Origin of the sequence: Mesorhizobium sp. M0011, from assembly GCF_040324155.1 — a bacterium.
Lineage (GTDB): Bacteria > Pseudomonadota > Alphaproteobacteria > Rhizobiales > Rhizobiaceae > Mesorhizobium.
The window spans coordinates 95,661-118,546 of sequence record NZ_JAMYVQ010000012.1; the positions used below are offsets into that span (position 1 = coordinate 95,661).

Annotated in this window: 17 protein-coding genes; 1 reads left to right on the forward strand and 16 read right to left on the reverse strand. The window is 62.7% G+C overall.

Annotated elements, in window-relative coordinates; all coding sequences use genetic code 11:
• Nucleotides 1-4 precede the first annotated feature (4 nt).
• The 16 genes from trbJ to NKK51_RS15750 all read right to left on the reverse strand — a co-directional run bounded on the left by trbJ (nt 5) and on the right by NKK51_RS15750 (nt 17,564).
• On the reverse strand, nt 5-730 hold the full coding sequence (gene trbJ, locus NKK51_RS15675) for a P-type conjugative transfer protein TrbJ (RefSeq protein ID WP_023669263.1): 726 nt from the start codon (nt 728-730) through the stop codon (nt 5-7).
• The gene (gene trbE, locus NKK51_RS15680; protein WP_352553775.1) at nt 727-3,177 is read right to left on the reverse strand and encodes a conjugal transfer protein TrbE; all 2,451 of its coding nucleotides are present in this window, start codon (nt 3,175-3,177) and stop codon (nt 727-729) included. The genes trbJ and trbE overlap by 4 nt, the downstream gene beginning before the upstream one ends.
• The gene (locus NKK51_RS15685) at nt 3,171-3,443 is read right to left on the reverse strand and encodes a VirB3 family type IV secretion system protein (RefSeq protein ID WP_023735761.1); all 273 of its coding nucleotides are present in this window, start codon (nt 3,441-3,443) and stop codon (nt 3,171-3,173) included. The genes trbE and NKK51_RS15685 overlap by 7 nt, the downstream gene beginning before the upstream one ends.
• Nucleotides 3,443-3,751 (reverse strand): TrbC/VirB2 family type IV secretion system protein, encoded by a 309-nt coding sequence (locus tag NKK51_RS15690; RefSeq protein WP_352553777.1) that lies wholly within the window; start codon nt 3,749-3,751, stop codon nt 3,443-3,445. The genes NKK51_RS15685 and NKK51_RS15690 overlap by 1 nt, the downstream gene beginning before the upstream one ends.
• An 11-nt stretch (nt 3,752-3,762) precedes the next feature.
• Nucleotides 3,763-4,731: a P-type conjugative transfer ATPase TrbB gene (gene trbB, locus NKK51_RS15695; protein ID WP_352553779.1), complete on the reverse strand. Its 969-nt coding sequence runs from the start codon at nt 4,729-4,731 to the stop codon at nt 3,763-3,765.
• Nucleotides 4,728-5,141 (reverse strand): hypothetical protein, encoded by a 414-nt coding sequence (locus NKK51_RS15700; RefSeq protein ID WP_023711820.1) that lies wholly within the window; start codon nt 5,139-5,141, stop codon nt 4,728-4,730. The genes trbB and NKK51_RS15700 overlap by 4 nt, the downstream gene beginning before the upstream one ends.
• Before the next feature lie 119 nt (nt 5,142-5,260).
• Nucleotides 5,261-7,291, reverse strand: a complete 2,031-nt coding sequence (locus NKK51_RS15705; protein WP_352553781.1) for a conjugal transfer protein TraG — start codon at nt 7,289-7,291, stop codon at nt 5,261-5,263.
• A 327-nt stretch (nt 7,292-7,618) separates the two neighbouring features.
• Nucleotides 7,619-9,166, reverse strand: coding sequence for a hypothetical protein (locus NKK51_RS15710; RefSeq protein ID WP_352553783.1), 1,548 nt, complete (start codon nt 9,164-9,166; stop codon nt 7,619-7,621).
• 152 nt (nt 9,167-9,318) lie between these two features.
• The gene (locus tag NKK51_RS15715; RefSeq protein WP_352553785.1) at nt 9,319-9,588 is read right to left on the reverse strand and encodes a hypothetical protein; all 270 of its coding nucleotides are present in this window, start codon (nt 9,586-9,588) and stop codon (nt 9,319-9,321) included.
• A complete protein-coding gene (locus NKK51_RS15720; protein ID WP_352553787.1) occupies nt 9,585-10,205 on the reverse strand; it encodes a hypothetical protein in 621 nt (206 codons plus the stop codon). Before NKK51_RS15720 ends, NKK51_RS15715 begins: the two co-directional genes overlap by 4 nt.
• Entirely contained in the window at nt 10,202-10,564 is a 363-nt protein-coding gene (locus tag NKK51_RS15725; RefSeq protein ID WP_352553789.1) for a hypothetical protein, read from the reverse strand. The genes NKK51_RS15720 and NKK51_RS15725 overlap by 4 nt, the downstream gene beginning before the upstream one ends.
• A gap of 24 nt (nt 10,565-10,588) precedes the next feature.
• Nucleotides 10,589-13,204, reverse strand: coding sequence for a GAP1-N1 domain-containing protein (locus NKK51_RS15730; RefSeq protein WP_352553791.1), 2,616 nt, complete (start codon nt 13,202-13,204; stop codon nt 10,589-10,591).
• A 1-nt stretch (nt 13,205) separates the two neighbouring features.
• Nucleotides 13,206-14,186 (reverse strand): TRAFAC clade GTPase domain-containing protein, encoded by a 981-nt coding sequence (locus NKK51_RS15735; RefSeq protein WP_352553793.1) that lies wholly within the window; start codon nt 14,184-14,186, stop codon nt 13,206-13,208.
• Nucleotides 14,183-15,232 (reverse strand): TRAFAC clade GTPase domain-containing protein, encoded by a 1,050-nt coding sequence (locus NKK51_RS15740; RefSeq protein WP_352553795.1) that lies wholly within the window; start codon nt 15,230-15,232, stop codon nt 14,183-14,185. Before NKK51_RS15740 ends, NKK51_RS15735 begins: the two co-directional genes overlap by 4 nt.
• 2 nt (nt 15,233-15,234) lie before the next feature.
• Nucleotides 15,235-16,263, reverse strand: a complete 1,029-nt coding sequence (locus NKK51_RS15745; RefSeq protein ID WP_352553797.1) for a GTPase-associated system all-helical protein GASH — start codon at nt 16,261-16,263, stop codon at nt 15,235-15,237.
• Entirely contained in the window at nt 16,260-17,564 is a 1,305-nt protein-coding gene (locus NKK51_RS15750) for a metallophosphoesterase (RefSeq protein WP_352553799.1), read from the reverse strand. Before NKK51_RS15750 ends, NKK51_RS15745 begins: the two co-directional genes overlap by 4 nt.
• Before the next feature lie 800 nt (nt 17,565-18,364).
• Between NKK51_RS15750 and NKK51_RS15755 the strand changes: the two genes are divergently transcribed.
• Nucleotides 18,365-22,846 (forward strand): NACHT domain-containing protein, encoded by a 4,482-nt coding sequence (locus tag NKK51_RS15755; RefSeq protein ID WP_352553801.1) that lies wholly within the window; start codon nt 18,365-18,367, stop codon nt 22,844-22,846.
• Nucleotides 22,847-22,886: the final 40 nt, after the last annotated feature.

Genomic DNA, 22,886 nt, shown 5'->3' on the forward strand with positions numbered 1-22,886 from the left:
CCGCTCAGTTGCCGGGATAAGCCGTGCCGGTGCCCAGGAAACGCTTCGTCGTCTCGCGAGCGGCTTCCTCAGACTGCGCCTTGCGCGCCGCATCCTCGGCCTCGGCCCGGAACTGGGTCGCAAGCAGCGTCTGGATCTGCATCTGCTGCTTGGTCGAAAGCGCGATCAGCTGATTGGTAGCCTGGCTTGCCTCGAGGGCACCTGCCGCGCCCTGACTGCGATTGACGAGATCGGTAAGCAGGTCGCCATCGGCCTGCACGTTCTCGACGATCTGCGACTGCGCGCTCATGGTCTGGCGGAACGCCTGCATGGCGCTCTGCCAGCGCTCGCGCGCGGCGCTCGCCACATCGCTGACCTTGATGGTGGCGTCGTAGCTTTCCGGATATTGCTGGCGCCACTGGTCCTGCAGCTTGTCGAGATCGAAGCTCAGGCCGCTCGCCTGGGTCATCAGACCGTCAATCCGTTGGAGCGAGCCGGTAAGCTGGCCCACGGAAGAGAAATCCAGGCGCTGAAGGTTGCGCGCCATGTTCTGCAGCATGGTCGCCTGGTTCTGAAGCGACTGGATTTGGTTGTTGATCTGCTCCAATGCGCGTGCTGCCGACAGCACATTCTGCGTATAGTTGGACGGGTCAAACACGATGAGCGCATAGGCCGGCTGGACGTAGTCAGCCATCGGTTTGGCGATCAGGGAAACGGTGACCAGGCTAGTAAAAAGGCGGCGTCCGATCATGACGATTGCTCCTTGTTAGGTTGAGGAAATTGCTGGAGAAGCTCGGCAGCCCAATCCAGGCCGCGCGCACTGAAGAAACGGGCGGCAAAGCTGCCCTGCCCTTCTTCGGAAAGAATATTGTCGATCAGGTTCTGGGCGGCCGGGTCGGAGGCGCCGCAAAGCGCAAGAGCGATCGGGCCTAGCCCGAGCTCGAAGAGGCGATTGCCGCGGCGCGACTGCAGATAGTAGTGGCGCTTCGGCGTGGCGCGGGCGACCAATTCGATCTGTCGCTCATTAAGACCGAAGCGCTCATAGGCTGCCCGTGCCTGCGGCTCCACCGCACGATCATTGGGGAGAAAAATGCGCTGCGGGCAACTCTCGATGATTGCCGGTGCGATAGAAGAGCCGGCGATGTCGGCAAGCGACTGCGTCGCGAAGATGACGGAGACGTTTTTCTTACGCAGTACCTTAAGCCATTCGCGGATGCGGGCGGCAAAGAGCGGGTTGTCGAGATAGACCCAGGCCTCGTCGAGCATGAGCAGCGTCGGCCGCCCGTCAAACCGGTCCTCAAGACGATGGAACAGATAGGTGAGCATAGGCAGCACAGCGCCTTGGCTGTGCATCAGCTCCTGGGTCTCGAAACACTGCACATCCGAGATGGCCAGCCGGTCGTCATCGGCATCGAGCAGCCGGCCGAATGGACCGTCGAGCGTGTAGGGCATCAACGCCGATTTGAGCGCATTGGACTGAAGCAGGACCGACAGGCCAGTCAGCGTGCGTTCCTGCGCCGGCGCGGTGGCGAGGCTGGTGAGCGCCGACCAGATTGCCTCCTTCACCTCCGGGGTGACGGTGACATTCTCGTGGGCAATGAGGCCGGCGATCCATTCGGCCGCCCAGCTCTGTGTGGCCGGGTCGTCGATGTGGCGCAGCGGCTGGAAAGCAAGCGCACCATTCGCACCCAACGCATGGTGGTCGCCGCCCATGGCAAGCGCGGCGGCGCGGGCCGAATTGCCTTTGTCGAAGACATAGATTTGCGCGCCAGCGTAGCGCCGGAACTGCAAAGCGATCAGGGCAAGCAGAACCGACTTGCCGGCACCGGTCGGCCCGACAATCAGCATGTGGCCGACATCGCCGATATGGGTCGAAAGCCGAAACGGCGTCGAGCCGCTGGTTTCGGCGAAAAGAAGCGGCGGAGCGTAATCGCCGGTGACCTCGGCAAGATGCTCGTTCTCCGCTGGACCTGCCCACACGGACGACAGCGGCATGAGATGGGCAAGGTTAAGCGTGTGAACGAGCGGCTGGCGAACGTTGGCGTAGACATGACCCGGCAATGAACCAAGCCACGCTTCGACGGCATTGATGCTTTCGCGAATGGTGGTGAAGCCGAGCCCGTTGACGATCCGCTCGACGGCGCGAAGCTTTTCCGCGGCGGCTTTACGGTTCTGATCCCACACCGTCACCGTTGTGGTGAGATAGCCGAAGCCGACATGATCGCCGCCCAATGCCTGCAGTGCTGCATCGGCATCGAGCGCCTTGTTGTCGGCGTCGCTGTCGACGAGAGGCACCGGTTCGTTGGTCACCACCTCGCGCAGAATAGCCGCGATCGATTTGCGCTTGGCAAACCACTGCCGGCGGAGCCGAGTCAGCGTCTTCGTGGCTTCCGCCTTATCGAGTGGAATGAAGCGCGTCACCCAGCGATAGGCGAAATCCTGGTTATTGAGCGCATCAAGGATTCCTGGCCGGGTGACGTTCGGAAAGCCGAGAACTGTCAGCGTGCGCAGATGCTGTTCGCCCAGCATCGGCTCTAGGCCGCCGGTCAGCGGCGCGTCAACCAGGACGCCGTCGAGATACATTGGCGTTTCAGGCACGGCAACGGGATGACGGCGGGTCGAGATCGTGCCGTGCAGGTACGTCAGGGTCTCGGCATCGTCGAGCGCGCGCACCTCGGGCACGAAGCCCGAAAGAAGATCGAGAACGCGGTCAGTCTCGTCTCGGAACCGGGCAAGCTCCTGGCGCCAGTCTCTTTCCCCTCCCAAGTGATGCGAGTCGACGAGAGCACTTTCCGCGCGCGCTTGGCCATCGGGCCCAGGCATGAAGACCAAGGTCAGATGATAGATGCTCTCGAAATGCGCGACCTTGCCCTCGAAGGCCGCGCGCCGTTCCTCATCGATCAGCCATGAGGCAGCATCGGGAAGGGCCGAGCTCGGATAGCCCAGCGCTTCGATGCGCTCGGCCTCGAAGAACAGCGCCCAGCCAGAGCCGAGCCTTCTCAGCGCATTGTTTGCCCGCGCGCATATGCCGATAAGTTCGGCCTCCGTCGCGCTTTCAAGGTCGGGGCCACGAAACCGCAATGTCCGTTGGAAGCTGCCATCCTTGTTGAGCACGATGCCGGGCGCGACGAGTGCTGCCCAGGGCAGATGGTCGGCAAGCCGGTCGGCTTTGCCGCGGTATTCGGAAAGCTTCAGCATGCAAGCCAGCCCTTCTGACGAAGATGACGGACAAGTACGCTGGCAAAGTCCGGGTCGCGCCGTGCGGCAAAGACCGCGAGCGTGTGGCCGGCGATCCAGAGCACTAGACCGCCAATCCACTGCTGCAGGCCAAGGCCGATTGCGGCGGCCGCGGTGCCGTTAAGGATCGCCACCGCCCGCGGCGCGCCACCGAGCAGGATCGGCTCAGTCAGCGCCCGGTGGACGGGCACCTCGAAGCCTTGGATATGCTTCTCTCCCATGGCCATCAGACGAGCGCCCCGCCAGCAAAGGAGAAGAAGGAGAGAAAGAAGCTCGAGGCCGCGAAGGCAATCGACAGGCCAAAGACGATCTGGATCAGCCGGCGGAAACCGCCGGCCGTGTCGCCGAACGCAAGGGTAAGGCCAGTGGTTATGATGATGATCACGGCAACGATCTTGGCCACCGGCCCCTGCACCGATTCCAGGATCTGCTGAAGCGGCTGTTCCCAGGGCATGCCGGAGCCGGCAGCGTGAGCCTGGGCCGTGAGAAGAAGCGCGACGGCGGCGGACGAAAGAAAGCAAATTTTCTTGCGCATGAGATGACCTTTCAAAGCTGCTGGAGTTGCGGAAGAGTGAGCTGGCAAACGGCGTAGTCGCCACTGCCGTCGAGGCCTGTGACCTCGGCAATCGCGTCTATGCGGCGCGACGATCCGCGTCCGGCGATGAAGACAATCAGGTGGACAGCATCGGCGATCAGCCGGCGGGGAACGGTGACGACCGCTTCCTGGGCGAGCTGCTCGATCCGGTAGAGGGCCGAGCGCGCCGAACTGGCGTGGACCGTGGTGATGCCGCCGGGGTGACCGGTGTTCCACGCCTTCAGCATGTCGAGCGCTTCCGCGCCTCTGACTTCGCCGACGATGATGCGGTCGGGCCTCAGCCGTAGGGTCGAGCGTACGAGATCGGCAAGTGTGACGGAGCCCCGCCTCGTCCTCAGCGCAACACAGTCCTTGGCCGCGCATTGCAGCTCGCGGGTGTCCTCAATGAGGATCACCCGCTCATCGCATTCGGCGACTTCTGCCAGAAGAGCATTGGCAAGGGTCGTTTTGCCCGATGATGTGCCGCCGGCGACCAGGATGTTGCGCCGCTCGCGTACCGCCTTCCTCAGGGCATCAGCCTGCAGCGGGAGCATGATGCGATCGGCGACATAGTTGGCCAGCGTGTAGAGTTTTGCTGCCGGCTTGCGGATGGCAAAGCATGGCGCCAAGACGATTGGCGGCAACAGGCCCTCGAAACGCTCGCCTGAGGGTAGTTCGGCACTGACGATTGGGTTGTCCGCATGCGCCTCGGCGCGCACGTGAGAGGCAACGAGGCGGACGATGCGTTCGGCCTCGGAAGGATGCATATGCACGCCGGTATCGACCCGGCCTTCTCCCAACCGGTCGAGCCGCAGCGCGCCGTCGGGGTTGACCATCACCTCGATGACGGTCGGATCGGCAAGGGCCTCGGTGATCGCGTGGCCCATGGCTGTGCGCAGCATGGCGCGGCGGCGGTGGTCGGCTGCGGGATGAGAGCTCATCCTTCGCCTCCATTGCCATTGCCGTTGCCAAGCGAGCGCTTCCCGGAGGCGATCTGGCGACCGACCTGCTCGACGAATTTGTCAAAGCGCTCTTGGGCAATCGCCTGTGTCGCCCGATCCGGGACCGGCGTGTGGGAATGAAGCGTAATCGAAAAGCGTATGAAAAGTGCGAGGCTCTCCAGGATCACCTCGACATCGGTTCGGATATGGTCGAGGTCGCGGGAAAGACGGTCGAGACGCCTGCCATAACGATTGTCGAGTTCGTTCTCGCCACGCCGCTCGATGAAGGCCTCGACCGCTTTCGCAACGATCGCCGATTTTGTGGTCGACGGGTTGCGGCTGAGCGTTTCCAGCTTCTCGCTTAACGCGGGTTCGAGCAGAAACTGGTGGCGAATGCGATGGGGCTTCATGGGGCTCGTTCCGACTGGCCGGCGCTGATGCGCCGGCGGCGGGAACGAACATCGCCGATATCTGAAAAATCGCTTATGGGCGTTATCTACGCTGAGATACGCCTGAGCTGCGAAAGCGCTTAGAAGCCGGGGATGATGTCCTTGTCGTCGCCCCTTCCCTCGTTGATACCGTAGGCGCTGGCTGCGGTGGAAACCCGGTCCATGACGCGCTTGTCTGCGAGTGCCTCGGCGTCATCGTCCGCCAGATTGAAGAGGTCGTCTTGATCAGGCTCCTGAGAGACGACGACGTGGTCTTCAGGCAGGCCGGGATGACGCTGCTGTTGCACGCCGCCGTCTTCTTCGATTGCCGCGCCGGCGTTTTCGTCATCTGCAGCGAGACGGCGGTCAACACTGCGGACTAGTCCGCTCCAATCATCGGGGCGCGACGCAGGACAGTCCGCGTAAAGACCGTCGCGCAACACCGGCGCCGGCAGCACCCGTTCGGTGAAATTCTGGTCCTCGTAGTAGCGGAGCTTGTTCGCACGGATCGGCGGCAATCCTGATATCAGCACCAGCTCGTCCGAAGGCGGCAATTGCATCACCTCGCCTGGTGTCAACAGCGGTCGCGCAGTTTCCTGGCGGCTCACCATGACGTGCGAAAGCCAGGGTGCCAGCCGATGGCCGGCATAGTTGCGCATGGATCTGAGTTCCGTCGCTGTACCGAGCGCGTCCGAGATGCGTTTGGCCGTGCGCTCGTCATTGGAAGAAAAGGAAATCCGCACATGGCAATTGTCGAGAATGGCGTTGTTCTCGCCATAAGCCTTGGAGATCTGGTTCAAGGATTGAGCGATCAGATAGGCGCGGATGCCGTAGCCTGCCATGAAGGCAAGCGCGGTCTCGAAGAAATCGAGGCGTCCGAGCGCCGGGAATTCGTCGAGCATCATGAGGAGTTGATGCCTGCGGCTCTTCTTCGGGTCACCCTCCAGGCGCTCAGTCAGCCTGCGGCCGATTTGATTGAGCACCAGTCTCACCAGCGGCTTGGTGCGCGAGATGTCCGACGGCGGCACGACCAGATAGAGCGACATCGGCCGCTCGGCATCCATCAGGTCCGCAATGCGCCAGTCGCAGGTCGATGTTGCCGCGGCCACTGTCGGATCACGATAGAGCCCGAGAAACGACATCGCGGTCGAGAGCACGCCAGAACGCTCATTTTCCGACTTGTTCAGCACCTCGCGCGCTGCGGAGGCCACGACCGGATGGACCTGGGGCTTGTCCGCCGTGCCGAGGTGATTGGTCGTCATCATCCGCTGCAGCGTCGCGACAAAGGAGCGTTGCGGATCCGACAGGAAGGTGGCGACGCGGGCGAGCGTCTTTTCCTCTTCGGCATAGAGCACGTGCAAGATGGCGCCGACCAAGAGTGAGTGACTGGTCTTCTCCCAATGATTGCGCCGCTCGAGCGCACCTTCCGGATCCACCAAGACATCAGCGATGTTCTGGACATCGCGGACCTCGTTCACTTCTTTGCGCACCTCAAGTAGCGGATTGTAGCGTGCTGACCTCGGATCGGTCGGATTGAACAAAAAACAGTACGAGAACTTCGACCGCCAGCCGGCGGTCAGCTGCCAGTTCTCGCCTTTGATGTCGTGAATGACGGCCGAGCCGGTCCAGGAAAGAAGCGTCGGAACAACCAGTCCAACACCCTTGCCCGAGCGCGTGGGAGCAAAGGCCATTACGTGCTCCGGCCCGTCATGGCGAAGATAGCGGTCCTTCAGCTTGCCAAGGAAAACACCGGCTGGTCGAAACAGCCCTGCCTTCTCGATCTCCCAAGACACGGCCCATCGCGACGAGCCATAAGTGGTGACTAGGCCGCGCTGCCGCGCACGCCAGAGGGAGCCAGCGATGGCGGCCGCGCAGCCCATGAAGCCTGTGGTGGCCGCAAGCATCCCGGCCGTGTCGAAGACCTCGGGCGCGTATGCGTCGAAATGGAACCACCACTCGAACAGTTGCCACGGCTTGTAGATCGGCCATCCGGCTGCGACAAACCATGGGGGTCCGAGTTGCGGCTGATAATCTAAAGTTTGGGCGCACCATTGAGTCGCTGTCCATACGCCGAGAATGACGATGGCGAACACAATGACTATCTGACCGACAAGGAGCTTCGTCGGTGTCATGGGCGCAGCCTCCGAGTTTTGTTAAACGGAAGCAGGATGGCGTGACGTTTCAGAATATTGAAGATACCCAATATACGCGCCCGTGCGATGCAGTGAACGTTGCAGGCTTGGAAGATTGGGGGCGCCAAGAAATGTCATCGCGAAGGCACGAGCGAATGACTTGTATTGGGCCGCTTGCGGACTGACGGGTTTCGGATGACCGGACTCAAAAGCGGACCATCGTTCAGCTATAGCTGCAACAGCCAGGAGACCTGTACCCGGACATGTAGAAGTGTTTCGCCGCTTCCAAGAAGCGGACGTTCGTTCATCTCCTGAGCGCATCGTCACTCATGCCGCTACTCCGCACAACGCGATAAATTCAGGCGCAAAGGCCACCTGTCGTTTGCCGTCGGCGTCTTCCCATGCATAGCGGTGGACCGTGATATCGAGCGCCTCGACCGCGGCGCGCAGGCGCGGCGGCAGGTCGACATCGACTAGCAGCACCGCCCGATGGTTATCTAGATGGGGGAAGAGCTTCCGGTAGAGCATCAGCTGGCCGACGGCTGTATGGACGTCAGGAGTGCCGCAACCGGTCTTGATCTCGACCAGCAGCGGGGCCGGCCCCGGCGCGTCGATCTCCATATCGATCTCATAGCCCGGGCTGCGCGCCCATTTGCGATATCCGACCGAACTGTCACCGAGGATCGTGGCGAGGCTTTTCCAGACCAGGCCGTGCAATTTTTCGATGATCTTTGCGTCTGCCGCCGGTCGCGCCGGCAATACATAGTCGCCACCACGCTCCTCGCCCCCCGCGACCGGGTCGCCGCTGTCAGCTGCGCCATAGCTGTCGGGCGCACCCGCGCCATTCGTGCCGATCGGGGTACGCGCAGCCCAACATAATTCGACAAAGCGCGCGGTTCTCCTTCGGATGCGTTCGGGGGAATCGTCGAGGCTTGCGACCCGGAACCACTGGCGAAGCGCCGCGCGGCCCGTTCCGCTGACAAGCTCCGGCGACAGCCCGGTCAACGCCTTGAACTCTTCCTCGCGGATGTCGGGCGCGGGGCGCCGTCCGCGCAGCCAGCCCTGCCGCAGGAGATACAGCCCGCCGGTCTCGTCCTCGGCGATCGCCGAGAGTCGGTTATGATCGCCGGGGATCGGCGGGGCGTTGATCTCGACGCCCCATTCGCGTCCGCGCGGATCGAGGCCCAGTTTCACTTCGGCGCCGCCGCCCCCATCGCGCGCGGCAAACCAGACCTGATGTCCATCGATCGCGTGGACTGCGCCTTCTGGCTCGTCGGACAGGATAGAGCGCCAGCGGGCGAAGGCGTTGCGAGACACGTCCTTGTCCGTGACGAGACGCAGTTGCGGTTGAATGAGACCGATCGCGAGCGCGAGCTCGTCGTAGCCTGGATCGAAACGGCTGATTTGCTCGACCGACCAGTCGACAAGCGCTTCGAACGACATGGCCAGGCCCTCCTCGGCCGGCAAGACAGCCGCAAAAGGCGAGAGGTCATTGTCGTAGCGTCGAAGAACCTCGTACTGCAGGCGCTCCGGGCCGCCACCCAGATCGACGGTGTCCAGCTTCACGCAGAAATCCCCGACGGCGTCGATCCCGACGGTATAGGCGAGGCCCCTAGGTGCCTGAGGCCGGGGATAGATCCGCGACCAAGTATAAGCTTTGAACTTCTGGCCTTGATCGAACGGATCGGACTTCTTGCGGACGAAGCCGGTTGGGAACAGCCGCACATTAATCGCCCGCGCCCAGCGCGCGGTCGCTTCATATGCATCGACCACCGCGCTGCTCGCAGCGTCTTGCGCTGGGTCGCCAGTTTGTCGCGGCGTGCCCGCCCAGGCTTCCAGCAGCGTGAAATGCTCGGCCGTGAAACCGTGCTCCATGGTTCGCTCCTGTCAGAGTGCTCGCCCAGCCGAGCCGGACTGGTGCGAAATCGGACGCCGATGTTCGGCAACCCCGCCGTCAGATCTGTGCGAGGCCCCACGCCGAATGATCGTGCGTGTCCGCTCGGCTTTCGGCGGCCTCGCGGCTTGGATCACGCTTCGGCCTCGGCGTTTACCGAACCCGCTCGCTCGGATTTGGGTTCGTAGTAGATGGCATCCAGCATGGCTATGCGGGCATCCCACAACTCCAGATCCCGTCCCGCCGGGCGCGGTGTAGTGAACCACGGGGCTTGCTGGATCGGCACGACGATGCGCTCCCAATAATTATCGAGCGAGATGGTCGTTGGAGCGAACGCCAGGGCCCCGGCTAGATTAGTCTGGTTGCCGCCATTCACACAGACGAAAAAGTCGGGGCGCTTCATAGCGAGGAGTCTGGTGGCCGGACAAATCGCGCCGTGCGAGAGAAACCCACGAACGCTTTCGTGAAAGCCTCGCTGTAATTATCGAACTGCTCTTCCGTACCCGTCCCGCGCTTGGGGATGGAATCCAGAGCCTTGGCCAAGGCGGCGTCCTGAAGGCCGATTAGTTCCTTGAAGGTACCAGCGCCGCCCATCGAGCCGAACCATCCCCATTCGACATCATCGAGCCCGGAAGTCTGCGCTTCTGTCGCCCCCAGAATGCCTGCGATGCCCTTCCACTCAGAGCCCGATAGGCCGCTGAAGGAGGACGTTTTGAAGAACATTTGCTGAACGGTTCGCAGCAACTTCATGCGTTTTTCAAAGTCATGATAGGGGTCCGCGCGGGCGCCTATCACGAAGTCTTTCCACCCCATCGTGGCGAGCGGTGCATTGATGCGGGCCCATTCCTTGGCGTCTCCTGGCAGAACCGGATTCTTCGGCCTGGGCGTGCCGCGAGCGGCCTTGGCTTGGCGCCCGTAACTATCCGCCAACACCCTAGTGACCGGTACATGCAGCGGTTCGTAGCGTCGCAGCTGCTCGCGGATCTGGCCGAAGAAGTGATCGTCTGTGGGACCTTTCACGTGGACGCTGGCCTCCAGGTTCGCCCCAAGGCCACCTTTTGTGAAATTTGCGCTGCCGACAATCGCCTCGGCCTTGGGGCCTGAACTGAAATAAAAAATCTTGGGGTGAAAGCATCCCGGGCGGTTTTTCGCGACATACGCATTTGAACATCAGGGAGGCGGTCAATCAGGTCGGGATCTGATGCCACTAAATCGACGCCGAACAGGACCGAGCCGAATTTTGCTGTGTTGGCGAGCAGAGTTTCCGCAACCGGCGTGAGGTCGCCCCATGCCATCGCCATTGAAACGTGATCGTGCTTCTCGATCAGCGCCGCTACGCGTCGCGCGACTGATTTTGCATCCAGCAATACAACTTTCAACCTCACCTCTGTTTACTCTCCACTTCACTTCAGCCCAAGCTCTCTCAAGGCTGCGCGGATGGGTTTGCGCGCCTCATCCGGTACATTCTTCAGATCGGCGATCAGGTCCCTGAGAACTTTCTCCCCACCACGCTCCCTCGCGATCCTTCCCAAGATGCGGACCGGATCGCCGGCCCGCACCGCGGCGGTGGCGATGTCGGAAATCCGCCATTCCGATCGAAAGAACGCGTCAATCAGGCGTCGCCGTGCGCTCTTGCATTTATCCCAGTCGAGAAAGACGAAGATGTAGCTCAGCAGGTCGAACTCGCTGTCCTTGGCGAGTTCCCTATACACGGGTGGGAACGCCGCCGCGATCAAGGGCGACGCAGCCTCGCGCCGATCGCCGAGCGCGAACGGCAGCAGGATGGCGGACGCCCGTACGAAACCGCTTTCGGTCACCGATCCAGCTTCCCACAGCATCCTCGCAGCGGCCTCGGCCGCCTCGGTAGATATGTCCAGGTGGCGCCGTCTCGTCATAGCAACCGCCATCTCCTCGATGCCGGTGAGAAGGGATTTGCGGGTGGCAGCGGGAGCGCGGCCGAACGCCAAAAGATTCCGGGACGCCGACGCCGGCGACACGCTCCGCTGCAAACCCACGCCCATCGCCCTGCCGCCATTCAGCTTGTCACCCGCCGCCGACAGCAGTCGATCGAGAACGGCCGAGGAAACCTCGTTCGGTTCCTGCGGCAACCCAAGTTCGATCGCCTTGCCGATCAGCTCCGTGCCAATGCCGCCCTTCAGATGCGGAAGCAGGTCGACCACCAGAGCGACGTAGCCGCGGGGCGGCATCGTCACATCGCGGGCGATGCGGGAGAGCAAATCGGTATCAAGTCCGTCGGCCGCGTTCAACGAGGCGAGGGTGTTCCCGAGCGTGCCCTGGTCTGCCAGCATGCTCCGAAGCTGCAAGGGCGTCGCGGTCGTGAGCAGCGAGCGGATTAGTTCGATGCGCCGCGGTGGCTTTAGCGCCGCTGTCCCTAGCAGCCATTCTAGATCAGCCGAGGTCTGGCGCAGCGTCGCCTCGACGAGCGCATCACCTCCGACGCTTGCGCCCATCGCGCTAACAGCCTCACGGAGGGCGGCGTTCGCCTGAAGCGTCCGAGCTCGTTCGACGAGGACGCTCCTGATCTCGGGCGAGCTTAGCCGGTTAACCGTATTCACATGCGCGGCCTCCTTGATCAGGCCCTCGGCGTCGAGATCGTTGATGAGTAGCCGCGCAGGCTCGACGTGGCGATCATCGACCAGCAGGCCCAGTAACCGTTTCCTCGCCTTCTCCCGGACGCCGTCGTCGGTTGTCCGGAGCGCAGCCGCCAATGCGGACGAGACGACCGGGAACCTCCCGACGGTTCCTTGCGCCAGCGAGGCACTGGCGAACAGGATATCCAGCAGATCGTCGCCATCGAGGCGGCTCAGCATCTCCGCAACGTGGTGATCGAGCGACCGCGCGAGACCGTCGGCAGCCGCGCGCACGAGCAGTTCCCTCTGCGGTTCGACGTTCAGCGACGACAGCACCTCCGCCGTTTCGACCGGGTGGCGGGAGGCCAGATCGACCGCCGCCGTGCGGATCGACTTTGCTACGGACAGGGAAGGACTTAGCCCCTCCAGCTTCTGGATCAGTGCGCCCAGATACCGCCAGGCATCCTCAGCCTTCATGGTGGTGGTCGCCATCGAGGCCGAGCGGGCAAGAGCCGGCTCCAGCTCGCGGATCAGGTCGACCTGCCTGACCTTCCGCGTATTGGCGATGTCGAGCATGCCAAGCGCCGCCGTCGGGGAGCTCGGCAGCTTGCGTCGCAGGTCGTCCCACAGCAGCGAGACCCGAAGGGCCGATTCACTGCCGACCCCATCCGACGACATCTCGCCTAGCACATCGAGGCTCTTGAGCGACGGGACCGGAGCGCTCAGGACCTGGGCGACGATGGGCGCGGACCATGGATGCCGCGCCGGCCCGCGCTTCCGCCCGTCAATGCGACGCCCCTTCCAATTGGAGAACCGTGACCTGGCCTCCTTCGACGCGAACACCAGATCAAAACTGCGACGGCCGATGGACCGGGGCGAGCGGGCGAAGGTCGACATGCTGAAGGTGCGGCGGAAGCCCGGCCACAGCGCGGTCGTCAACCGGAGCGCGAGCGGCTCCGGCCTCTCCGCGTCAAACACAACGATCGGCGCTCGCTCCTCCAAGAACATCGCCTCGATCAGCTCGGTGCCCTGCAGCGGATCGACCGGTGGAAGCAGGGTCGCGGCTGCGACCGGCTGGCGCCGCTCGGCCGGCTGGTCCGTACCCCCCTCGGTGGCAACGGCCACAATCGAAGCCACGTCCTGAACCTCCTGCCATTCGGCCATCGGCACCAGTACGCTGCGGGTTCGAACGCAGCCAGCGCGCGGCGCTTCGAAGTCCTGCCAGGTCCGGGCCACGACGTAGTGCGTCCCGCTCGGGAGGGGATACAGCGTCAGATAGGGCGCGAAGCGTTCGCCCGGAGAGAGCGGGCCGGCGACGTCGGAGAGGCGGTCAATCAGATCCTGGTCGGCTTTTGGCAGCCGGATGGTGCTCGACAGGAGCTGATGCCCCTGCCGATAGCCATGCAGCTGCTGATCAAATCCGGCCAACCTAGTCCCCCATCGCCCAAGCGATGGGCAGCATCACGTCGAAGTCGGTCTTGATGCCGCCCTTGTCCTCGACGACGACCCAGCCTTGCTCAGAGATGTCTCGTTCGAGGAAGCGGTTGCGGAACTCCTCGTCGTCCTCGAGATCCCCCCCGACCACAGAGAGCCCGAACAGCTTCACGTCCAGCCGGCCGGTGTGCGCAAGGCGGCCCGCGAACAGCGGGAACTCCCGTCTGAGATAGATCATCGGTCCCCCGGCCTGGACGCCGGCGTCGAGCAGGTCCCAGGCGGCCACTACGACGGCGACGTGCGGGCGGCCACCGTCCACGCGGTTCGCCAGATACAGATCGAGATAACGGAGGAGCTCGCAGAGCAGCACCTGCGTCGGCAGATCGGGTTCGGATGGCAGCTCGACCGCGTCACGGTCCTCCTCGCCCGCAGGCACCCGTTCGGCTTCGGCCGCCGGCGCGTCGGCCTGGATCATGGTTTCGCCGCTGCCTCCGGCCGCCGATTCGGCTTCGGGCTCGTCATACTCCGCATCTAGCCGCAGGATGTTGCGCGCTGTGACCCAGTCGAGCGGCTTGACATTCTGATCTGAGAGCGCCCGCACGAAGACGACGGCGCCCTCCGCCTCGTTCAGGACGTCGAGCCACTCTTGGGAGATCTCGGACGTCGCCACCGTGCGTGTCCACAGCTCGCCCGAAATGTCCGGCACCATCAGCTCGGTCGGCGCACCCGCGCCATTCGCACCGCGCACGCTGATCGAGAAGTCCGTGCGGCCAACCTCAAGATTCCGGTCTGAGCGGGGCGCGAAGCTGCCCTGCATCAGATGCTCGACGGCCCCGTCGACATAGGCGATGTCATCCGGCAGCCGCTCAGCCCGCAGAACGCCCTTGCGCTTCTTGAACGACGGCCAGAGCCGGCCGACGTAGTTGGTCTTGCCCGAATCCGGACCGCCCAGGAGCACGATCGATCTACGGGTCATGCGGCACTCCTAAAGCAGCCAAGGGTCCTCTCACCCGGGCTCCGGTCGTCCGGCCAGAAGTCGGGTGCGGCGCGGTCGTGGTTCAGCGTCATGTCGATCAGTGGTGCGATACCCGACCCAGGCTCGACGTCTCCGAAGGAGAAGGAGGCGATCGGCGCGAGCGCGATCTCCATCTCATGCCCGCGACCCGCCTCGCAGATGCTCTCGTAGGCGTCCGGCGGGAACTCGCCGATGTCCCGCCAGCTGGGCACGAGGATAATTCGCGGCCTGGGCGTTGGCAGGATCGCGGACAGCCGCTCGACCAGCATCTCGGCCCGGTAGGTCGCGTACTGCTTGGTCTTCGCCTCGACGAAGGCACGCCCATCGACCATCAGCCAGATCACCGACGCCGACCCGAGGAACGAGAAGCGGTCGCTGTCGGTCTTGTCGATCAGGGCCTTTGACCATTCGCCCGGAAGGTCCGGCATCAGCATGTCGAAGAACCGGCCGTCCTCCCGGCGACGCAGTCTGAAGTGCAGGAACCCCGCCTGTCGGTCGTCAGCCATCTCGGTGTGGACCGTAAGCTGCCCGGGCTCGTCGCCCTTCGTCCAGTGGCGGCTGCCGCGCGAGATCTGCTCGAATGCCATCAGCGACGCGCTGTCTGCGTAGTCGTATCCCTCGAACTCGCCCTTGGCGAGGAGCAGGTAGGCACTCACCAGGCACGCGGTCTTGCCGGAATCGGGCAGCCCCAAGATGCCGACCATCGTCGTGTGGCGCCGCGTCATGAGCGCCGTCGACTCCTCGAGACCCATCGTGAGGCTCGAAGGAAGCCTCGGCGTCTCGTCCGGACTCACCAACACGGCGCCGCCCCGATCGGAGGTGGACTGCGCTTCGGCTGCGGTGCCCGCGGCGTGGACGCCGTCGTCGGCACCCTCGTCATCCTCGGTGCCATCCGCCGGCTCGCCCGGATCCCTACGGTTCGAGCACTGCTCGACGGGGTGGTTCAGCACGCACTGACCCGTCACGTTGAACGTGCACTCGCTCATCCGGCAGGAGCCCTGGACCATGATCAAACGCCTCTCAGCGTTGCGACCTGGAGGATGCCGTCTTCGAGAAGTGCTCGCGCGCCCCAATCACGCGCGTCCCGCTCAATATCCGCGCCAGAGCGCGCGGCGTCCCCGCTGGCGATCGCCGCGAGCAGCGGGAAAACCGTGGACGACCGGCCGACCCGTTCCGAGTCGATAGACTTCGCGAGCGTAGCGCGGTGATTCCCGAGGGCGGCCAGCAGCGCGGCCAGGGTGGCTGGATTTCCGGTCGGCACGCCGCGCAGTACCACGTTGCGGTGGCCGGAGGCAGGCAGGCGCCGAAGCTTCGAGGCGCCGTCGATGCCGGCGACCACCGCGCGGACAAGCGGATCGGCGCCCGAAAGCGAAGCGTCCAGGGCCTCGCTCCAGTCCTCGATCTTCCACCACAGAAACTCGAGCTCCTCTCGATCCAGCTCGGCGTTCTCCCGCAGGGCCTTGACCAAAGGCTCGGTTGCCTTGCGGAAGGCGGTTTTCGCCCGCGTGCCCGTCGGCTGGCCTTCGGGAATCGAGAGTGCACCGATCTCTGGTACCTGCGCTCGCTTGCGCGACCGCTCGGCGATCAGCATCGTCCTGATCCGCGCGGCGACGAGCACCTCTTGGCGGAGAAGCTCGACGGGCTCCTGCGAGACGGGGGACTGGAACGACAGCGCCGACCACAGGCCCGCAGCCAGCGCGTCGACCGGCGCCCAGCCGGAATCGTCCGGCTCACGCCGGACGAGGTCGAGGGCCGCAACCAGCGCCAAGACGATGATCTCGAGATCGTGGTCCTCGCGCACGAACGCGGCGCTTCCCGCACCGACGATCGCCTGCTCCACCTTCGTGACGAACTCATCGCGCGCCTTCCCGTCAGCGACGCCATCGGCCAGCTCCGAGGCCAGCCGGATCGCCGACCAGGAGTCCTCGAACCCCGTGATCCAGGACTGGACCGTCACGACGGCGGCGTTGCGACGAATGACGTCCTCGTCCTTGGGGTTCGGCCAAAAAATCCTGACGTACTTCGCCATCACGCTCATTCACCGTCCCCCGATTTCAGTTTCAGTATCGCCGCGTCTATCGCGGCCGACAATTCACCCGTGCGTCCCTGCGCGACCAGCTTCGCGAAGAACCGCTGCTCGATCGTGTGATCGAGGCGATCCGTCAGATCGGCGGGTATCGCCTCAAGTTCGACGAGGATGCGCCGACGCCTATCCTCCGGCAGGTCCCGGAAGAAGCGCAGGCGAACCAGACGAACGTCGTCGGACATCGACAAGTCTACCTCCTTCGATCCCGTCACCGGGTTCGCAACCGGCTGCGGCTGCGCCGGCTCGTCCGCAACGCCCTGGATCGGGGCAACCGGCGAAGCCCCCCTGCGGAAGTAGGGCGAGCCGAGGACATTGCGCTCCGACCTGCCTTCGAGGAATTGCTCATCCGTCTCAAAGCGCTTCATGTCGAAGTTCCAGGTCCGTGGGTTGATCGTTACCTCCAGCGCGTCGAAGGCCTCGTCCCAGTCGAACGTAAGGATATTGTACTTGTACGTGTACTTCTCGTCGATGTCGTCGGGCGCAGTCGCGCCGGCGGCGAGCATCAGGAGATCGCAGCCCTCCTCGACCGGCTTGATGTCCAGCGATGGGAAATGCTCGTGCCCCGATATGATCACGCGGGCGCGCGACTTGAAGTAGCGGCCAGCCTCGTCCGAATCCTGGAGCCAGTTGAGCGGGTGGTGGACGAGCACCACCATTTCCTCGCCGTCGATTGCCTCGAACACGCGCTGACGCGCACCCAGGATCAGCTTGCCCTCGTCGTCCTTGCGAGAGCAGATCAGCGCGGAATTCAGCCTTACGAAGCGGACAGTCCGCCCCGGCGCCACGGCGACGGCCACGTCGGCCGAGTACACCCCGCCGACGTCAAGATCGCATCCGTAGCCGCCCGAGAAGTCCCGGTAGGCGGCGAAGCGCTCGTAGAGTGCCTCGCGCTGGGCCTCGTCGTCGAGGAGCATGTCGAGCATCTTGTCGCCCTGCTCACGCACAGCATCCAGGTGGTACTTCGCCATCGGCGTGATCGCGTCGCGATTGATGTCGTGGTTGCCGGGGACCATCTGGATGTCGAGGCGACTGCAGCCGATGCGCTCCGCCAGCCGGTCCAGCCACTCGCCCGCAATCGCATACTCCTCATACTTCGCAGCATAGGCGATGTCACCGGTCACGATGACGCCGGATGCACTCGTCCCGAGCTTCGCGATTTCCGCAGCGGCGTCGTCGAGTAGCCGCTTCTTCGCATCGTCGTTGATAAAGAGGAGCCCTCCATCCTTCTCTTGGCCGAAGTGGATGTCAGACAAGTGTATAAAAACTGCTGCCACGTTACCCCCTTCGCTCGCTATAGCACTCGATCAAATCAAGAACAAAGGCCTGAGGAGAATATTTGCACGAGCAAAGCGACTAACTTGGCTCCGCCTTCTTATCTGAGCGTCCGAATGCGGCCCGCCATCCGGAGAAACGAAGGCCCGCTATACTCGCCAGCGCTCATAAGAGGCGTCGAGGCTCCTGCCGACTGAAATAATGAATGGCCTAAACCGATACCTAGCTACCAAAGCGGTCGGTCCGGTTTCCACCATTTGTGTCGATCGCCGCTACGTGAACGAACGTCGGCTTTCGGGAGCGGCTTCGGCTCGGCGGAATGGCCTAGATGCGGCGCGTTCCCGCCTGGCAGCTTTGGGGCCGACTGCCGACGGTCCGCTATCGAAAGAAGCCAGCGAATAGCTGCCGTTTGGCCCACTCAAGTGCGTCGCCCACGACGCGGAGCTGACTTATTGGTGGCCGAAAGCGTTTTGGTCCCTTGGCCGGCTAACCCGAATGCAACAACCCTCTTGGAATAGCCCGTCGAGGCGACCATCACAGTTGTTGTAGCCGTGGCAGCTCTGCGGGACTGCACGTCGTTGAAGATCGAAAAGCAATCCAAGTATGCCACTGAAACCCCTTGAAGGATCACCACGCGAGGTAACCCCATTCCTTGTGAACTGCTCTCAGAGGTCGGCCGCTGAGCAACCTTCCTCCCCGCGCCTATGCAGGCGCCTTATTATACCGAGCATTTCGCGGCGACCGCTTTTTCCAGTATCCTCGTCACATGCCCCACACGCCTATGACGCCCGAGACCGCTTCGCCGATAGACGGCATCAGGCCTGCCGCCGCAGCACGCCGGCGCGACGACTTCAAGCCCATCGTCAAGATCCAGCTCGCCCAGCGTGTCGGCTACCTGTGTTCCAACCCAAAGTGCCAGCGGCTGACCGTCGGGCCACGCAAAGGCGAAGAAGGTGCGAACAACATAGGCGTGGCCGCCCACATCAAAGCCGCGTCACCCGGAGGGCCCCGCTACGATTCCAGTCAGAACCCGACCGAACGCGCGAGTGCGGATAACGGAATCTGGCTCTGCGCCGACCATGCCCACCTCATTGACCACAACGCCAAGGAGTTCACGGTCGAGAAACTGGAGAAGTGGAAGCAGGAGGCCGAAGAGCGCGCGTTCCAGCAACTTGCCAGTGGCAAGGGTCCAGCGACCATCGCCCAACTGTCGGACGAACTTATCCAGCAGTTGGCGCCATACATTTCACGGCTCGGTCTGCCGCACGATGCCGATCTTGCGACTGTAAAGGCGCAGGTACGCGCGGCGTCGCTGGCGGATATTGAAACCTATGAGCGGCGACGGAGCTGGCCAAGGCATTCCGTGGAACTTGAACTCGGGGTGGAGGACGTCGAGGATGTTCAAGACGTCCGCAACCTAGACCAAGGCCACTTCGCTCAGGTTCTCGCTACGGCGCAGCATATCGTCCTGCTGTCGGCCCCCGGCACCGGCAAGACCACGACCCTCATCCAGATCGCCCGCAAGATGATCGAGGCAGGTCCCGTGCCAGTGTTCGTGCCTCTTGGCGCATGGGCCGAATCCGGTAGAGACCTCTTTGACTGGGCATCCCGGCGGAGAGTTTACGAGGCGCTCTCCAGTGCGCACCTCAAGTTCTTGGCAGACCATGGCGAGCTCGCCCTGATCCTGGACGGCTGGAACGAAGTCCCCGACACAGCACGCCGCCGTCTCATCAAGGAGATAGAAGAACTTGAAACACTGTTCCCGCTGCTGAACGTGGTTATGAGCAGTCGCCGGACCGCCGTGGACGTCCCGCTTGCAGGGCGCCGTATCTCTGTCCTCCCCCTGTCGGACGAGCAGCAACGCGAAGTCGCGAAGGGCATGAGGGGGCAGGACGGCGTCAGCGTGCTCGATGCCGCTTGGCGTACCGTCGGTCTGCGCGACCTCGTAACGATACCTCTATATCTGCACGCCTTGATGGAAGCGACCACCTCGGGAAAGCTACCCGAGACGAAGGAAGAAGTACTTCGCCGCATGGTCGAAGCCCACGAGGCCATTCCCGCCAACAAGGAGCTATTTCACCGGGAACTGCATGACGCCCAGCATACCTACCTCACGACCATCGCGGCGACCGCCCAACTGTCGGGTACGCCGACAATTCACGATCGCGATGCGCGTTCGGCAGTATCGAGCGCAAGCGAAAACCTCCTGTCTGACGGGCAGATTTCCACCGCACCAAACCCGCCTCACGTCCTCGACGTCCTTGTGGCCAGTCATTTGCTGATCAGGCATGACAGCCAGCTCTATTCGTTACAGCACCAGCAGCTACAGGAGTGGTTTGCATCCCTTGACCTGGAGGCGGGGCTCGTAATGGCAGGGGATGACCTCAGCCTAGAGCATCCGCTTACGACAGTTGCGCTCAACGACCGCAGCTGGACCGAGGTGGTCCTTTTTGCATGCGAGCGAATGTCGCGGAAAGACGAGGCGGGTGCCAAGGTTGTTGCGAAGGTTGTGGATTTGTTGCTGGGTATCGACCCAATCTTCGCCGCGCATGTTGTCGCGCGATCGGGGCCGACTGTTTGGCAGATCATTGGAGACAGGGTCGTAAGGTTCGGGCGTGCCTGGCATACGCAAGGCCGGTTAGACCGCGCGGTCGGTTTCATGATCGAGACTAAAAGGCCCGAGTTTGCGGATATCGTGTGGCCTTTCGTTTCCGGCGACAACGGTCAGAAGCAGATGAGCGCGATGAGGATCGTGCGTCGCTTCAATCCGTTCGTCCTCGGAGATCGTCTCGCGCGGGACTTCGCGGGACTGCCTGATCAGGCACGCGAGACATTAGCCACCGAATTGGCGTTTCATGGCGATCGGGACGCCCTCGATGCGGTCCTCGCATTGGCGCTGAATGAACACAATCTGGAAATCCGGCTTCGCATCTTTGAAGGCCTCTCTTTCCGTGTCGCCACGCGGCAAATGGAGGAGCTTCTGCGAGCCTCTGGTGACGAGTTGGCGCAAGCAGTCGCACGAAAGAACCAATTCGACGGGGTTCGGGATCCAGAACTACTGGCTGACCTCTTGGAAAGGCGAAAAGCCCTAGTTACAGCCGATGCATCGCCAGAGGTCCGTTTGGCGACGGCCCTCGACTCCCTTTCGGACGAAGAAGCAGCGGTGGCGGTTGAGCGCGAACTGAAAGATCTCGCATTCTCGTTCAAGGACCGCGGACATCACATCACGCACGAAGCCTGGAACCGCTTTCCGCGCCACGCCGTGGCGCTCAGGTGGCGAGTGGAGAATGGTCTCGACCTACCCTATCAGCCGCTGCAGTATTTGGAAGGCGCCGAGCCCACCGACGACGACCCTGTAGCCACGCTGACGTTGCAGGACGACAAGAGCGATCGAGCAAGCGTGGCGTGTTTTCTAGCCGGGGAGCGTACCGTTCGGGAATTGACCGTTCGCTACCTTGATACCAGACGCAAGTTGCGAGCGGACGGCGAGCGGACAGAGGCTGCCTACGGACCCTCCCAAAAGCTTGCAGACAAGCTGGAAAGCACGCGCGCAAGCGTGCTGATCGATGTCTTGCAGGAGTTCGCAGAAGGGCTAACTTCAGATGAAATCAACGACCTCGCCGATGTTCTCAGCCGGCACGGTCGCGGAGGGGATATCGAACACTTGCAGATGCCCCCTGCCAGCAGACCAGCTGCCGTCAAACTTATAGAAGGATGGGGGCAGCAGCTCCTCGGCAAGTCAGCTTCACGGCATCACATGGCCCAACTCACGTGGGCGATGCGCCGCGTTCCTGATGCTTGTCAGGTACCCATATTGAACAGGATGGTCGAAGCAGACCTCGCGGGTCTTGCCGCGGCAAGGGCGGCGTATGCGGTCAACAGGTCCGACGAGAATGCCTTGAACGAAATGCGATGGTCTCACGTTCACGAGTACCGCATCATGCTGACAACTATCGGCAACGACGAGGCCGAAGCGGTGCTGAAGCGTTATCTTCTCGACGCGGACTTCGGTCCGGAAGCGGCTGTCGGGCTCCAAGTCATCTGGCAGCAGCGAAACGAACCAGCGCCTGACGACAAAGATCGCAAGTTCAGCCAATGGCCCGACTTCGCCCGTGCCGTCGCAAATCGGTCAAGGGACCGCACCCAGAACTGCGACACAGCGGATCTGCTTTTCAAGGTCGCAGAGACCTGGGGTAAGGCCGGATCCATGAAAGAACTTGGACGTGCGGCGCGATTTGCCGGCTGCGCCGTGCTGCTTCCGCATGGCAACCGCACGGCATTCCTGATCGACTTCCTGCAGGCCGAGTTACCACACCGGCTGCGGCTAGAACTTGCGCAACGCATGACGGTCGGCGGTCTTGTCGTGCCCGCTGGCATCATCATGAAGGGGCTGTCGGATGCGATGGCCGAGCACGGCGATCGTAAATGGATACAGGACAATGACCTATACACATTGTTTGACTGGCTGGAACTGCTACCGGTCTCGGATCAGCCGTTCGCGTTGTTTGACGGACTCGATGCGATGGCCGCAAAATTCCAGTTCGGCGAATGGCGTATCCGGGATCTGTTGAACAGTGTGCGACATCTGGAAGAAGGTCTTCGGATCGAACTTTTGCGTGGGCTCGTATACCGCTACCCGAAGTTGACTGACCAATACGAGCTGTTTCTTGCGCTCAAGAATCCGGGGCAGGCAACGCTGGACTTCCTACTGGAAATGGCGGCCGGGAAATACGGCAATGGACCGATCGAGCGCGGCACACGCTTTGACTACCCCGACGAATTGTTTCTGACGCTCTCGCCAGAGGCGCGGGAGAACTTACCGGCGCGATATGACGCGGTAAATGATGAGCGACAGAAGGCGCTGCTCGCGGGCATCCTTCTCGCTGGAGCAGATCACGCCACCGTCCTGAAGCTTGCACAAGACAAGACCGGACGCCGTGTCATCGGTCAATTTGGCTGGAATACGCGCTCCAAGATTCTGTATTTCCACCAGCCGACTGGCAACGGTTCGTCGTCTTACTCTCTCATCCCACGCGATCTGTCCGAACTCCGTAAAGGACTGTACGGTCTGACCCGGTCTTCTGATCCCGAAACGGCCAAATTCGCTGCCGACTATCTGGTGCAGATTGACGCCGAGCGTGATGAGGAAGGTGGGATTGATGCTGGTCCCCGCCATCCGGATATCTCCTCAGGTCGGCCGTGGCCCGTCGTGAAAGAGGTGGGCAACGCAGGGTTGCCAGATGCATCTCCTACTTCCGCCTAGAATGGTCTATCGGCAAGCTGAGCCGGGGCGCAGGCGCTGC